Origin of the sequence: Micromonospora sonneratiae, assembly GCF_042679305.1 — a bacterium.
Taxonomy (GTDB): Bacteria; Actinomycetota; Actinomycetes; order Mycobacteriales; family Micromonosporaceae; genus Micromonospora_H; species Micromonospora_H sonneratiae.
In genome coordinates this window covers 1-12,337 of sequence record NZ_JBHTMP010000114.1, presented here as the reverse complement: position 1 = coordinate 12,337, position 12,337 = coordinate 1, and the positions used below count along the sequence as shown (strand labels likewise).

10 protein-coding genes and 2 pseudogenes are annotated in these 12,337 nt (G+C 71.0%); 6 read left to right on the top strand and 6 right to left on the bottom strand.

Features of this window, described 5'->3' with window-relative positions; genetic code table 11:
* Positions 1 to 771: pseudogene (locus ACFQ4H_RS33805) on the bottom strand (hypothetical protein); the annotation flags it as partial.
* A complete protein-coding gene (locus ACFQ4H_RS33800; RefSeq protein ID WP_377579174.1) occupies positions 768 to 2,462 on the bottom strand; it encodes an AAA family ATPase in 1,695 nt (564 codons plus the stop codon). The pseudogene ACFQ4H_RS33805 and the gene ACFQ4H_RS33800, both read right to left, overlap by 4 nt.
* 138 nt (positions 2,463 to 2,600) lie before the next feature.
* Between ACFQ4H_RS33800 and ACFQ4H_RS33795 the strand changes: the two genes are divergently transcribed.
* Positions 2,601 to 3,377, top strand: a complete 777-nt coding sequence (locus ACFQ4H_RS33795; protein WP_377579172.1) for a GNAT family N-acetyltransferase — start codon at positions 2,601 to 2,603, stop codon at positions 3,375 to 3,377.
* Here ACFQ4H_RS33795 and ACFQ4H_RS33790 read toward each other — a convergent pair.
* Together ACFQ4H_RS33790 and ACFQ4H_RS33785 are read right to left on the bottom strand one after the other, a co-directional pair.
* Positions 3,284 to 4,612, bottom strand: a complete 1,329-nt coding sequence (locus ACFQ4H_RS33790) for an MFS transporter (protein WP_377579170.1) — start codon at positions 4,610 to 4,612, stop codon at positions 3,284 to 3,286. The genes ACFQ4H_RS33795 and ACFQ4H_RS33790 overlap by 94 nt on opposite strands.
* Before the next feature lie 218 nt (positions 4,613 to 4,830).
* Positions 4,831 to 5,421 (bottom strand): annotated as a pseudogene (locus ACFQ4H_RS33785) (ArsR/SmtB family transcription factor); the annotation flags it as partial.
* A 167-nt stretch (positions 5,422 to 5,588) separates the two neighbouring features.
* On the opposite strand from ACFQ4H_RS33785, the gene ACFQ4H_RS33780 reads away from it, so the two are divergent.
* Positions 5,589 to 6,179, top strand: coding sequence for a GNAT family N-acetyltransferase (locus ACFQ4H_RS33780; RefSeq protein WP_377579168.1), 591 nt, complete (start codon positions 5,589 to 5,591; stop codon positions 6,177 to 6,179).
* Here the strand turns inward: ACFQ4H_RS33780 and ACFQ4H_RS33775 are convergent.
* Together ACFQ4H_RS33775 and aspS are read right to left on the bottom strand one after the other, a co-directional pair.
* A complete protein-coding gene (locus ACFQ4H_RS33775) occupies positions 6,154 to 6,978 on the bottom strand; it encodes a sugar nucleotide-binding protein (RefSeq protein ID WP_377579166.1) in 825 nt (274 codons plus the stop codon). The two genes, ACFQ4H_RS33780 and ACFQ4H_RS33775, sit on opposite strands and share 26 nt — an antisense overlap.
* 100 nt (positions 6,979 to 7,078) lie before the next feature.
* Positions 7,079 to 8,923: an aspartate--tRNA ligase gene (gene aspS / locus ACFQ4H_RS33770; protein WP_377579164.1), complete on the bottom strand. Its 1,845-nt coding sequence runs from the start codon at positions 8,921 to 8,923 to the stop codon at positions 7,079 to 7,081.
* Between the two features lie 346 nt (positions 8,924 to 9,269).
* On the opposite strand from aspS, the gene ACFQ4H_RS33765 reads away from it, so the two are divergent.
* The 4 genes from ACFQ4H_RS33765 (at position 9,270) to ACFQ4H_RS33750 (ending at position 12,308) form a co-directional block, all read left to right on the top strand.
* Positions 9,270 to 9,971 (top strand): DUF998 domain-containing protein, encoded by a 702-nt coding sequence (locus tag ACFQ4H_RS33765; protein ID WP_377579162.1) that lies wholly within the window; start codon positions 9,270 to 9,272, stop codon positions 9,969 to 9,971.
* Positions 9,972 to 10,125: 154 nt separating this feature from the next.
* Positions 10,126 to 10,980, top strand: coding sequence for an SGNH/GDSL hydrolase family protein (locus ACFQ4H_RS33760; RefSeq protein ID WP_377579160.1), 855 nt, complete (start codon positions 10,126 to 10,128; stop codon positions 10,978 to 10,980).
* 96 nt (positions 10,981 to 11,076) lie between these two features.
* Positions 11,077 to 11,601, top strand: coding sequence for a PadR family transcriptional regulator (locus ACFQ4H_RS33755; RefSeq protein ID WP_377579158.1), 525 nt, complete (start codon positions 11,077 to 11,079; stop codon positions 11,599 to 11,601).
* Positions 11,598 to 12,308 carry an ABC transporter ATP-binding protein gene (locus ACFQ4H_RS33750; protein WP_377579156.1) on the top strand — a complete coding sequence of 237 codons (711 nt, stop codon included), beginning with the start codon at positions 11,598 to 11,600 and terminating at the stop codon, positions 12,306 to 12,308. Before ACFQ4H_RS33755 ends, ACFQ4H_RS33750 begins: the two co-directional genes overlap by 4 nt.
* Positions 12,309 to 12,337: the final 29 nt, after the last annotated feature.

The window sequence follows — 12,337 nt, the reverse complement described above, 5'->3', positions numbered from 1 at the left end:
ACCATCCGGTCGGCCGGGCACCGGGGGTTCGGGGGCGGGTGCCGGTGCGGCTGGCGAAGGGCCTGGAGACGGGACCCGACCGGCCGGTGCCCCACCGGGCGGTGGAACCCGGCCCGGCTGCGGCGGCTGGACCCGGCCCGCAACCGAGGGTGGCGGCACCGGATGCGACGGCGGTACTGAATGTGATGGCGGTACCGGTGCCGAATGCGATGGCGGCGTCGGGTGCGATGGCGGCGCGGAGTGGTGGAACGGACCGGGAATCGAGCCGGTCGTGTCCCGGTCCGCCGAGTGCGCCCCGCCCGACGCTGGATTCGGGTAGCGGGGGGACGGTCCCGGCCGCTGCGGTGGCGTATCTGCGACAGGCGGGGGTACGGCCGGCGGGGCGTTGCCCGATCTGGGCACGACCGGCTGCTGACCGCCGGGTACGACGGGTTGCCCGGCGGTTGTCTCCGCCGATCGCCGGAAGCGGCCCTCGGCCGGTGCACCGGCGGGCGGACCGGCCTCGGGAGCCCGACGGCCGCCCCGGTGCTCCCCCGTGGGGAACTCCTCCATCGGCGGGGCCGGTACGGCGTCGTCGGCTGCCCCCGGCCCAAGGTTGGAACGCTGCTGCTTTGCCGTACGCAGATCGGCGATCCAGCCCAGTTCCTCGCCGCTGACCGGCTCCTCAGCCGGGTTCTCCGGCCTTGCCCGTCCCCAGCGTCGACTCTTGGCCGGTGGATCCCGCCGCTCGTCGTGGCCGTCCTCGGGCCGATCGGCACCGCGCGATCTCACTGGTGTTCCTCCCCGGCGGGCATCCCGCCGCTGTCGTCTGTCGACCTGTCGTCTGTCACCCTGTCGTCCGTCGACGTCAGGTCCGCCGTAACAAGCTGAGCCGGTCCGGCGGTTGTCGCCTGGTCCACACCGTTCGTCGGTGCTGGCGCTGCTGGGCCGGCGTCGCCCACACCGGGTTCCGGGCCACCGCGACCGCCAGCGGCACCACGACTGCTGGCCGCAGCGCGGCCACCCGTCTCGGCACGGCCGGTCTCGGCTCGACCACCTCGCTCGGCGCGACTGCCCGCCGCACCGCGGATTCCGGTCTCGGGCGCCGGGTGCCCCCGTACGATGCGCCGCAACGCGGGAAGTCGGGCGGCGACGTCTCGTTCCGCTCCGTGCCCACTCGGCTGGTAGTAGTCGACACCGGCCAGGTCATCCGGCGCGTACTGCTGGGTGACGATGCCGCGACGATCGTCGTGCGGATAGCGGTAGCCGGTCCCGTGTCCCAGTCCCCGGGACCCGGCATAGTGGGCGTCACGCAGGGCTCGCGGCACCGCCCCGCCCCGACCGGCCCGTACGTCGGCGATGGCCGCCCCGATGGCGGTGGTCGCCGAGTTGGACTTGGGCGCGGTGGCCAGGTGGATCACCGCCTGGGCCAGGTTGAGCTGGGCCTCGGGCAACCCGACGTACTCGACCGCGTGTGCCGCCGCAGTCGCCACACTCAGCGCCCCCGGGTCGGCCATGCCGACGTCCTCGCTGGCGAAGATGACCAGGCGACGGGCGATGAACCGGGCGTCCTCGCCGGCCACCAGCATCCGGGCCAGCCAGTGCAGTGCGGCGTCCACGTCGGATCCCCGCATGCTCTTGATGAAGGCGCTGGTCACGTCGTAGTGCGCATCGCCGTCACGGTCGTAGCGGACGGCTGCCACGTCGACCGCCTGCGCGGCGACGGCGAGGTCGATCCGACCGCCGCCGATGGCCGTGGCCGACCCGGCAGCGGCCTCCAGGGCGGTCAGCGCCTTGCGTACGTCACCGCCGGCCAGGCGTACCAGATGGTCCTCGGCGTCGGCGGCCAGCGTGAGCGCGCCACCCAGGCCGCGCTCGTCGGCGACCGCGCGGCGCAGCAGCAGACGTACCGCCTCGTCGCCGAGCGGCTGGAGGGTGAGCAGCACACACCGTGACAGCAGCGGTGAGATGACCGAGAAGTACGGGTTCTCGGTGGTCGCCGCCAGCAGCGTGACCGTCCGATCCTCGACGGCGGCCAGCAGTGAGTCCTGCTGGGTCTTGCTGAACCGGTGCACCTCGTCGATGAAGAGCACGGTGGGTCGACCATTCGACAGGCGCTCACGCCGGGCGGTTTCGATCACCGCCCGCACGTCCTTGACTCCGGCGGTGAGGGCCGACATCGCGACGAAGCGACGTTCGGTCGCCCTCGCCACCAAATTGGCGATCGTGGTCTTGCCACTTCCGGGCGGACCCCAGAGAATGACTGACATCGGTGTCGACCCGGTCACCAACTGCCGTAGCGGCGCGCCCGGAGCGAGGAGATGATCCTGCCCGACCAGTTCGTCCAGGCTCGCTGGCCGCATCCGTACCGGCAGCGGTGAATCCGCGTCGGGCGGGGTGAACGCGTCAACGCCGCTGGCCCCGGTCCTGGCGCCGAACGCGCCGCCGGGATCGCCGAGGGGGAACAGGGCGTCGGACTCCATCAGGAAGACAGTACCGGCCCGGTGTCGGCGGCCGGAAACGCGCTGAACCCGGGCCTGTCGGGCACCTCACCGAGGCGGTGGCGTGACCGTCGCCATTCCACCGACCGCAGGCCGGTGGATCGCCACTAGAGTTTGCCGGTGATCACGGAAGCGACCCTGGTCAGTGGTCGGGAACCGATCCTGGCGGCAACCGACTGGCACCCGTACGCCAGACATTCCATCAAGCCGGACACCGACGCCACCGGCCTCCACTCGGCAGGCACGACGGTCTGGACCAGTTCCGGCAGTCCGAGCGGGTACGCGCTCGGCGACCCCCGCCGCGCGGTGGAACTGTTCACCACCTCGGCGATGTTCCGCTCGGCGGACTGGCTGCACCTGCCCCGGGTCACGGACCCGGCGGTGCTCGACGGACTGCGGGTCAGCCAGCGCGACGAGTGGGACTTCCTCTGGACGGCGGAGCAGCCACCGCAGCAGCCGGACGAGGACCTGGTCGTACCGTTGACCGACGCCGACCACCCGGCCATGACGGCGCTGATCGACGCGTCCTTCCCGACCAGCACCGCCCGACCGGGCGACCCACGGATCCGCGGCTGGTACGGCATCTGGTCCGGGGACCGGCTGGTCGCCTGCGGTGCGGACCGCACCCATGGGGACGTCGGCTTCCTCGCCGGGCTGGTGGTGTCCGACCGGGACCGGGGTCGGGGGCTGGGAGCCACGCTGACCTCGGCGATGACCCGGCGGATGTTCGAGCGGTACGACCGGGTGGCCCTCGGTGTCTGGACCCACAACGAGCGGGTCACCCGGCTGTACCAACGGCTCGGCTACACCGGCAGGGTCGGCCGTACCTCGGTACGGCTCTCGGCCGGGTCGCCCGAGTCGGTTGGCTCGGCTGGCTCGGCTGGCTGCGCCGGCTGAACCACTTTCCTGGCCCGCCAGGCCGGCAGGTAGAGCGGCGCGGCCACCGCCAGCATCACGGCACCGACCAGCATGGCGGTGCTCACCGACGTGGCCCCGGCCAGCGCGGTCAGCGTCACCCCGCCGAGCGACGCGGCCGGCTGGGCCACCATCGAGTTCAACGACACCACGCTGGTGCGGTAGGGGCCGTCCACCTGCCGATGGAGCAGTCCCATGTGCAGCGGGTTGGACGCGCCGTGCGTCGCATAGCAGGCGAGGTAGGCGGCGATCAGCCCGATCGGCCCGGCGATCAGCGCCATTCCGACGACGGTGCCCCCTTGAAGGACGCGGAGCAGTGCTGCCGCTGGGGCCGCCCCGATGCGACGGCTGATGAACGGGATCAGCGCGGCACCGGCCGCGGAGGCCAGCCAGGCCGCCGTGTTGGCCGGGCCGAGCAGCGCCGCCGCCCGGTCCGGGTCACCGACCACGTCAGCCAGACGGATCGGCAGCAGCGTTTCGAAGGTCACCATCCCGAAGCCCCAGAACAGCTCCACGGCCACCAGGGCCAGTACGACGCGGGACCGGCGCAGCAGACCTACAGCACCCGAGATGGTGCCCGGCACCTGTCGTACGGAGGTCCGCAGTGCGGCGATGCCGCTGGCCGGTCGTACCTCGACCAGCAGCAGGGTCACCCCGATCAACGCGGCCACCTGTAGCCCGGCGGCCAACAGCAACGGGACGGTCAACGCGCTGACGCCACCGATCGGGCCGAGCGCCACCAGTCCCCCGCTGAGCAACGCGCCCGCCCCGACAGCCAGGCCGAGCACCGTACCGCCGTGACTGAGCCCACGCTCGATGTCCGCCTCCGGGTCGGCGGCCAGCGCCGCGTCGACGTACCAGGAGTCCAGCGGGCCGCTGTCCAGCGCCCGGTAGATCCCCTGGAGCAGAAACACCGCCAGGAAGAAGCCGACCGACTGGGCGACGGAGAAGAGCGCCAGCGAGGCGAGGTTGAGTACGGCGGCGGCGATCAGTACCGGCTTACGCCCCAACGCGTCGGCGAGGCCGGCGGTGGGCAACTCCAGTACCAGCACGACGATGCCCTGGACGGCGAAGACCATGCCCATCTGGGCGACCGAGAGTCCGCGCTCCAGCATGAGCAGAACCATGATCGGAATCAGCAGGCCGGTGGGCAGCCAGCGCAGTCCGTGCAGGATCAGATAACGGCGGCTGGCCTGGCGTACGGTGAGCGCCGGCATCAGTGATCCGCCTGCTGCTGTGTGTCCGACTGGCCGGCGTCCGGCTCCTGATCAGCGTCCGCCGCCCGGCCAGGCTCGCGCCCACGGTCGGACCCGCGCCCACGGTCGGACCCGCGCCCACGGTCGTTCCCACGCTCGCTCCCAGGGGCGGACCCACGCTCGCGCCCACGGTCGTTCCCACGCTCGTTCCCAGGGGCGGACCCACGCTCGTTCCCGGGGGCGGGCTTTCCGCGTGGGAAGCCGGCGATGAAGACGAGCACCTCTTCGGTCGGTCCGTTGTCGTCGGCGCCGGTGGCCTCGTCGCGGTACCGCACGATCACCTCGGCCAGTTCGTCGTTGAGCGCTCGGAGGCGTTCGGCCGACAACCGAAGACCGAAGTCGCTCATCACTGCGGCGTCCTGCCACTCGCGGGACGTCCGGTCCTGGGCCGCCCGCCACAGCGCCGCCTGTTCGGCGAAGACGGTCACCTGGTATTCCGCCAGCCAGTCCAACGCGGCCCAGTCGTCCGGATGGTCGGTGACCAGCCAGCCGTGGTTGGCGTGTGCCGCCCGCCAGAAGCGCTGCCGGCCGGTGCCCCGGTCCTGTTCCTCGACGACCAGACCGACCTCGGCGAGTTGGCGCAGGTGGTAACTGGTCGCACCGGTGTTGGTGTCGAGCGCCTGGGCCAGGCCGGTCGCGGTTGCCGGCCCGTCCAGACGCAGCGCGCTCAGCAACCGGGAGCGCAGCGGGTGGGCGAGGACACGAAGTTGCCGACTGTCGAGCCAGATCTCGGGTTGGCGATCACCGCTCGGTCGAGTAGACGCTGCCATGCTTTGCACAATAACTATGCATAGTCCTTGTGCACAAGTTCTGTGCATAGTCTTCGACCACCTCCCGAGCCCCGGCGCCGTGACCGACGGGCGACCGGCGCCGTGACCGACGGGCGACCGGCGCCGTGACCGACGGGCGACCGGAACCCGATCGCTACACTCCTGCGGTGCCTGATCAGACGCCCTGGCTCACCGCCGCCCCGCTGGTGACACCACGGCTACATCTGGAGCCGTTGCGCGTCGCACACGCGCGGGAGGCGGCCCCGGTCTTCAACGACGTACGCCTGCACACCTGGATCGGCGGGGAGCCCCGATCATTCGAGCAACTCGAAGCCCAATACCGGCGGCAGTCCGCCGGCCAGTCGGCGGACGGCACGCAGGGTTGGCTGAACTGGCTGCTGCGCCGGGCATCGGATGGACAGCTGGTCGGCACCGTCCAGGCCACCCTCAGCCGGCCAGCCGACGAACGCGTCGACGGCCGCAGTCCAACGGATCGGCGACTGGTCGAGGCGGCGCTCGCCTGGGTGGTCGGCGTCGACCACCAGGGCAACGGCTACGCCCGCGAGGGGGCGCTCGCCATGGCGCACTGGCTGCGGGCGCACGAGGTGGACAGGTTGACTGCGTACATCCATCCGGGAAACGACGCCTCTGTGGCCGTCGCCCGGACGCTCGGCCTGGCCCCGACGGACATCGTGCTCGACGGGGAGGTCCGCTGGAGCGACTCCGGCCCGATCAGGACCGGGACAGGAACTCGCTGACACCGCGCAGTCGGGTGGTCAGCAAGGTGTTGGCGCGGCTGCTGTCGAGCCGCACCTCGACCGGACGCACCAGACCGGAGGCGGCGATGGTGCTGGTTCGCAGCCGGCCCGGGTCCAGACCGTAGGCGCGGGCCACGAGCAGCCCGAGCCGTTCCCGGCTGACCATCTCCGGGCCGGCGACGTTGATCGACCCGGCATGGTCGGATTCGACCAGCTCCAGCACCGCTGCCGCCAGGTCGTCGACCGAGACGGGGCAACGGATCTCGTCGGAGAAGAGGGCGACGTCACCCTGTCCGGTGAGCGCATCGAGGCACAGCCGCACCTGCCGGCTCGCCACGTCACCGATGATCACCGAGGTACGCACCAGCACGGCGGCCGGATCGACCAGCCGTACGGCGGTCTCGGCCGCCGCCTTCGCCGCCCCGTAGGGGAAGACCGGTGTGGGCGACTCGTCGTCAAGGTAGGAGGTGGGCCGTCCCCCGTGTACGGCGTCACTGGACAGGTGCACGAGCCGGGCACCCGCCTCGGCGGCGGCGAACGCCACGTGAGCGGCCCCGTCGGCGGTGATCCCCCAGTCGGTGTACCGGGCGGCGCAGTTGACCACGGCCCGGGGCCGCAGAGTGCCAACCAGCGCACCCACGGCGGCGCGCTCGCGCACGTCCAACGGACGCCAGTCGACCCCGTCGACAGCACCCGGTGCCCGGTGGTACGTCCCGACCACTCGCTGTCCGGCCGCGACCGCCCGCCGACACACCTCACTGCCGAGGTGTCCACTGGCTCCGACGACCAGGAGCGTCACGCCTTCCCTCCCCACCACCTGTTGATCATGAAGTTGTGATCGCGAAATGTCCGTTTCTCTGTCGACAACTTCATGATCAACAGGCTGAAGGCGGGGTGGGTCAGGACGGTTCGACCGGGGCGGCCACGCCGGCCGTACCGGAGTGCGTCGGCAGGGGCGGCTCACCGGCCGGACGCCGCCGCTCGGCGGGCGAGACCGGCGGCTTGGCGTCGACGCCGGCCTCCGTACGCTGCTGCGCGGTGATCGGGGTCGGCGCGCCGGTCAGCGGGTCGAAGCCACCCCGGGTCTTCGGGAAGGCGATGACCTCGCGGATCGAGTCCGCCCCGGCCAGCAGCATGCAGGTCCGGTCCCAGCCGAGGGCGATACCGCCGTGCGGCGGCGGGCCGTACTTGAACGCCTCCAACAGGAAGCCGAACTTGTCGTTCGCCTCGTCCGGGGTGATGCCGAGCAGTTCGAAGACGCGACGCTGCACGTCGGCCCGGTGGATACGGATCGAGCCGCCACCGATCTCGTTGCCGTTGCAGACGATGTCGTACGCGTACGCCAACGCCTCGTCGGGCGCGGACTCGAACCGGTCAAGCCAGTCCGCGTTGGGCGAGGTGAACGGGTGGTGCACGGCGGTCCAGCCGCCCTCGTCGGTGCGCTCGAACATCGGCGCGTCGACCACCCAGCAGAACGCCCACGCGCTCTCGTCGATCAGGCCGGCCCGCTTGGCGATCTCGATCCGGGCCGCGCCGAGCAGTTCCTGCGCCTCCCGACGGTTCGCGCTGGCCGCGAAGAAGACCGCGTCGCCGGGCTTGGCCCCGACCGCATCCGCCAGTCCGGTCAGGTGTGCCTCGGACAGGTTCTTGGCCACCGGGCCGCGGGCCTCACCGCTCTCGGCGTCGAGTACCACGTAGGCCAGGCCCCGGGCACCGCGTGCCTTGGCCCAGTCCTGCCAGCCGTCGAGTTCCTTGCGCGTCTGCGAAGCGCCGCCCGGCATCACCACCGCACCGACGTAGCCGCCCGCGTCGATCGCGCCGGCGAAGACCCGGAACTCGGTGCCGCGCAGGTAGTCGGTCAGCTCGGTCAGCTCGACGCCGTAGCGCAGGTCGGGCTTGTCGGAGCCGTACCGGTCCATCGCGTCGTGCCAGGTGATCCGGGGAATCGGCAGGCTGATCTCGTGACCGGCCAGCTCCTTCCAGAGCGTGCCGACGATCGCCTCGCCCAGCTCGATCACGTCGTCCTGGGTGACGAACGACATCTCGATGTCGAGCTGGGTGAACTCCGGCTGCCGGTCGGCCCGGAAGTCCTCGTCCCGGTAGCACCGGGCGATCTGGTAGTAGCGCTCCATACCGCTGACCATCAGCAACTGCTTGAACAGCTGCGGGGACTGCGGCAGGGCGTACCAGGTGCCGGGCTGGAGCCGTACCGGCACCAGGAAGTCACGCGCGCCCTCCGGGGTGGACCGAGTCAGCGTCGGCGTCTCGATCTCCAGGAAGTCCCGGTCGTGCAGTACGTTGCGGACCAGTTGGCTGGCCTTCGAGCGCAGCCGCAGCGCGGCGGCCGGGCCGCTGCGCCGCAGGTCGAGGTAGCGGTACTTGAGCCGTACGTCGTCACCGGCCTCGACCTGGTCGTCGACGGGCAGCGGCAGCGGCGCGGCCTCGGAGAGGATCTCCAGGGCGGAGACGGTGACCTCGACCTCACCGGTGGCGAGTTCCGGGTTCTCGTTGCCCTCCGGCCGGCGGGTCACCTCACCAGTGACCTTGACGCAGTACTCGTTGCGCAGCGCGTGCGCGGACTCCATGCCCTCGCGGAACACCACCTGGACCACGCCGGAGGCGTCGCGCAGGTCGACGAAGATCACGCCGCCGTGGTCGCGCCGGCGGGCCACCCAGCCGGCGAGCGTCACCGTCGTGCCGGCGTCCGTCGCCCGCAGGCTGCCGGCGTCATGGGTACGGATCACGGAAAGCGTCTCCTCACATGTACCGAGCGTTCCCGGCGGCACCGCGCGGGGCGTGGTGCGTTACCGGAGTACGAATTGCTGTCCCGCATTCTGTCAGGTGGAGCGGAACGGTCGGCGCCACCACCGTCCGGAGTACCGGGCCAGCGCGTCCGGAGCATCCGGCCACCACCGTCCGGAGTACCCGGCCAGCGCGTCCGGAGTACCGGGCCAGCGCCACGGAGCACCGCCGGACACCACGGGGCAGCGCAGATCGCCGCGGTGTCGGCTGCCCCAGCCGGCCGACCCCTGGGTGTACGGGTTCCCGGTTTCCGATCCTCCGAGTCCCCGGTGATCCTACGGTGACCGGGTGCAACCTCCACCGTGGTGGACGTTACTGTCCGCCGCAGCGGCGCCGGTGCTGCTCATCGCCGGTTGGACGGTGGCCGGACTACGGCAGCCCGACGGTTACGACGGAATCACCGACACGATCAGCGAGCTGGCCGCCGTTGGCGCGACCGATCGCTGGATCATGAACATCACCCTGGTTGCGGTGGGTTTCTGCTACGTGGTTACCGCGGCGGGCCTGCGACCGGTCCCGGTGGCCGGGCGTGGGATGCTGGCCGTCGGCGGGCTCGCCACCATCGCCGTGACCGCCTTCCCCCAGCCCGAGGTGGGACCTTCGGACGCCCACGGCGTCACCGCTTCGATCGCCTGCCTGTCCGTCGCGCTCTGGCCGGCCGGGGCGGTGCTGCTGCGTCGGATCCGCTGGATCGGACCGGGACTGGCGGGGTTCGCCGGCAGACGACCCGGCGGCATCGCCCCTCTCGGTTACGTCGAACAACCGTGGCCACTGCGTCCGCTGGTGGTACTGGCCGTGACCGGGCTGCTGCTGGCACTGGCCGGCTGGTTCGTGCTCGAACTGCAGTCGCGAGGAACGTGGATCGGGGTGTCCGAACGGATCGCCGCCGGCGCTCAGGCGCTGTGGCCGCTGGTGGTCGTGCTGGCCATCCGACGGGCCGCCCTACGCGATCGACTGCCGCGACCTCTCCAATCGGAACTACCGCAGTAACCGAAAAAAGTATTCACATCCTTAAGATCATAAGCAACGGTACGCACGCGAATTGTCACCACTTTCGACCAGGCGACCGGGACTATCGCAGATAACGACAATTGTCTATACGATCCCGCCACCGGCTCCACCACTCGCGATCCGGAGGCAACCGATGTCCCTCGCCCGTCGTAGCCGCGCCCTGTCGTCCGTACTCTCCGTTCTCACCGCGTCCGCGCTGACCGTGTCCGTCGCGCTGACCGCCGCCCCGGCCAGCGCCGACCCGGGCCCCGCACCGAACTCGATGGCCAGCATGGGCGACTCGATCACCCGGGGCTTCAACGCCTGCGGCTGGTACGTCGACTGCACCTCACGTTCGTTCAGCACCGGCGACGACTCCTCGGTCAACGGCCACTATCCCCGCATCAGGGCGGTCAACTCCGCCATCAACGGCCGTAACCACAACGACGCCAAGTCCGGCGCCAAGTCCGCCGACATGGCCGGTCAGGCCAGCACCGCGGTGTCCCAGGGCGTCGACTACGTCACCATCCTCATCGGCGCGAACGACGCCTGCACCAGCTCCGAGTCGAGCATGACGTCGGTGGCCACCTACCGGGCCAACATCGACGCCGCGCTCAGCCGGCTGAGGACCGGCCTACCGAACGCCAAGGTGTACCTGATCAGCATCCCCGACGTGCACCGACTGTGGTTCGTCGGAAAGGACAGCTCCAGCGCCCGCAGCACCTGGTCGCTGTTCGGCATCTGCCAGTCCCTGCTGGCCAACCCGACCTCGACCGCCCAGGCCGACGTCGACCGCCGCGCCCGCGTACGCCAACGGGTCGTCGACTACAACACCCAACTCGCCCAGGCCTGTGCCGCGTACGGCGCCAACTGCAAGTTCGACGGCAACGCGGTGTTCAACTACCCGTTCGCCCTCAGCCACCTCTCCGGCTGGGACTACTTCCACCCCAACGCCAGCGGGCAGCGGGTACTGGCCGACGTCTCGTACCCGGCCGGGTTCGGCTGGTAGGGCGTCTTCCTGACAGCGGGGGATGGATGGCCTGCGCCGCCCATCCCCCGCCCCACTACAACTCGGGTGTATACACCGTGTGTATAGTTCGCCGACATGACAGTCGCGCAGGCCTTCCTGGGGCTGCTGGAAGCCCAGCCCAGGCATGGTTACGACCTCAAACGGGTCTACGACGAACGGTTCGGTCACCACCGCCCGCTGCACTACGGCCAGGTCTACTCGACGTTGTCCCGGTTGCTGAAACAGGGACTGGTCGAGGTCGACGGCGTCGAGCCCGGCGGCGGACCGGACCGTAAGCGGTACACCATCACCGCAGCCGGCATCACCGACGTGCACCGGTGGCTGGCCGAACCGGAGAAGCCGGACGCATACCTGCAGAACACCCTCTACACCAAGGTGCTGCTGGCGCTGCTCACCGGCCGACCCGCCGCCGAGATCCTGGACACCCAACGCACCGAGCATCTGCGCCTGATGCGCGAACTGACCCGCCGCAAGACCGCCGGTGACCTCGCCGACCAGCTCATCTGCGACCACGCGCTGTTCCACCTGGAGGCCGACCTGCGCTGGCTGGAACTGACCACCGCCCGGCTCGACCAACTCGCCGCGGAGGTCGGCCGATGACCACCACCGACAACGCCCCGGCCATGGACGTACCGCTGCTGGCTGCGGTCAACCTACGCAAGGCGTACGGCCCGACGCTCGCGCTGGACGACGCGTCACTGCGGATCCGGGCCGGCGAGATCGTCGCCATCATGGGCCCGTCCGGCTCCGGCAAGTCCACCCTCCTGCACTGCCTGGCGGGCATCGTGCCCCCCGACTCGGGGCAGGTGGTCTACCGCGACCGCGAGCTGTCCGCGATGTCCGACGGAGAGCGCAGCGCGTTGCGCCGTGGCCAGTTCGGCTTCGTCTTCCAGTTCGGCCAACTGGTGCCGGAACTGACCTGTCTGGAGAACGTGGCGCTGCCGCTGCGCCTGGACGGCAGCAAGCGCCGGGACGCCGAACGGCAGGCCCGCGACTGGCTGGACCGGCTGGAGGTGGCCGACCTGGCGGACAAGCGGCCGGGCGAGATCTCCGGTGGGCAGGGACAGCGGGTCGCCGTGGCCCGGGCACTGGTCGCCGAGCCCCGGGTGGTCTTCGCCGACGAACCGACCGGTGCACTGGACTCGCTCAACGGGGAACGGGTGATGCGCCTGCTCACCGAGGCCGCCCGGCAGACCGGTGCCGCCGTCGTGCTGGTCACCCACGAGGCACGGGTGGCCGCGTACTCCGATCGGGAGGTCGTGGTGCGCGACGGCCGGGTCCGCGACCCCGAGCTGGTCCACCCGTGACCCGCGCCGACGGCCCGGCGGGCCGCCAG

Excerpts from the sequence above, each read along its gene's own strand:
- ACFQ4H_RS33800 (WP_377579174.1), bottom strand. The coding sequence starts at position 2,462 with ATGGAGTCCGACGCCCTGTTCCCCCTCGGCGATCCCGGCGGCGCGTTC.
- ACFQ4H_RS33790 (WP_377579170.1), bottom strand. The coding sequence starts at position 4,612 with ATGCCGGCGCTCACCGTACGCCAGGCCAGCCGCCGTTATCTGATCCTG.
- ACFQ4H_RS33760 (WP_377579160.1), top strand. The coding sequence starts at position 10,126 with ATGTCCCTCGCCCGTCGTAGCCGCGCCCTGTCGTCCGTACTCTCCGTT.
- ACFQ4H_RS33755 (WP_377579158.1), top strand. The coding sequence starts at position 11,077 with ATGACAGTCGCGCAGGCCTTCCTGGGGCTGCTGGAAGCCCAGCCCAGG.
- ACFQ4H_RS33750 (WP_377579156.1), top strand. The coding sequence starts at position 11,598 with ATGACCACCACCGACAACGCCCCGGCCATGGACGTACCGCTGCTGGCT.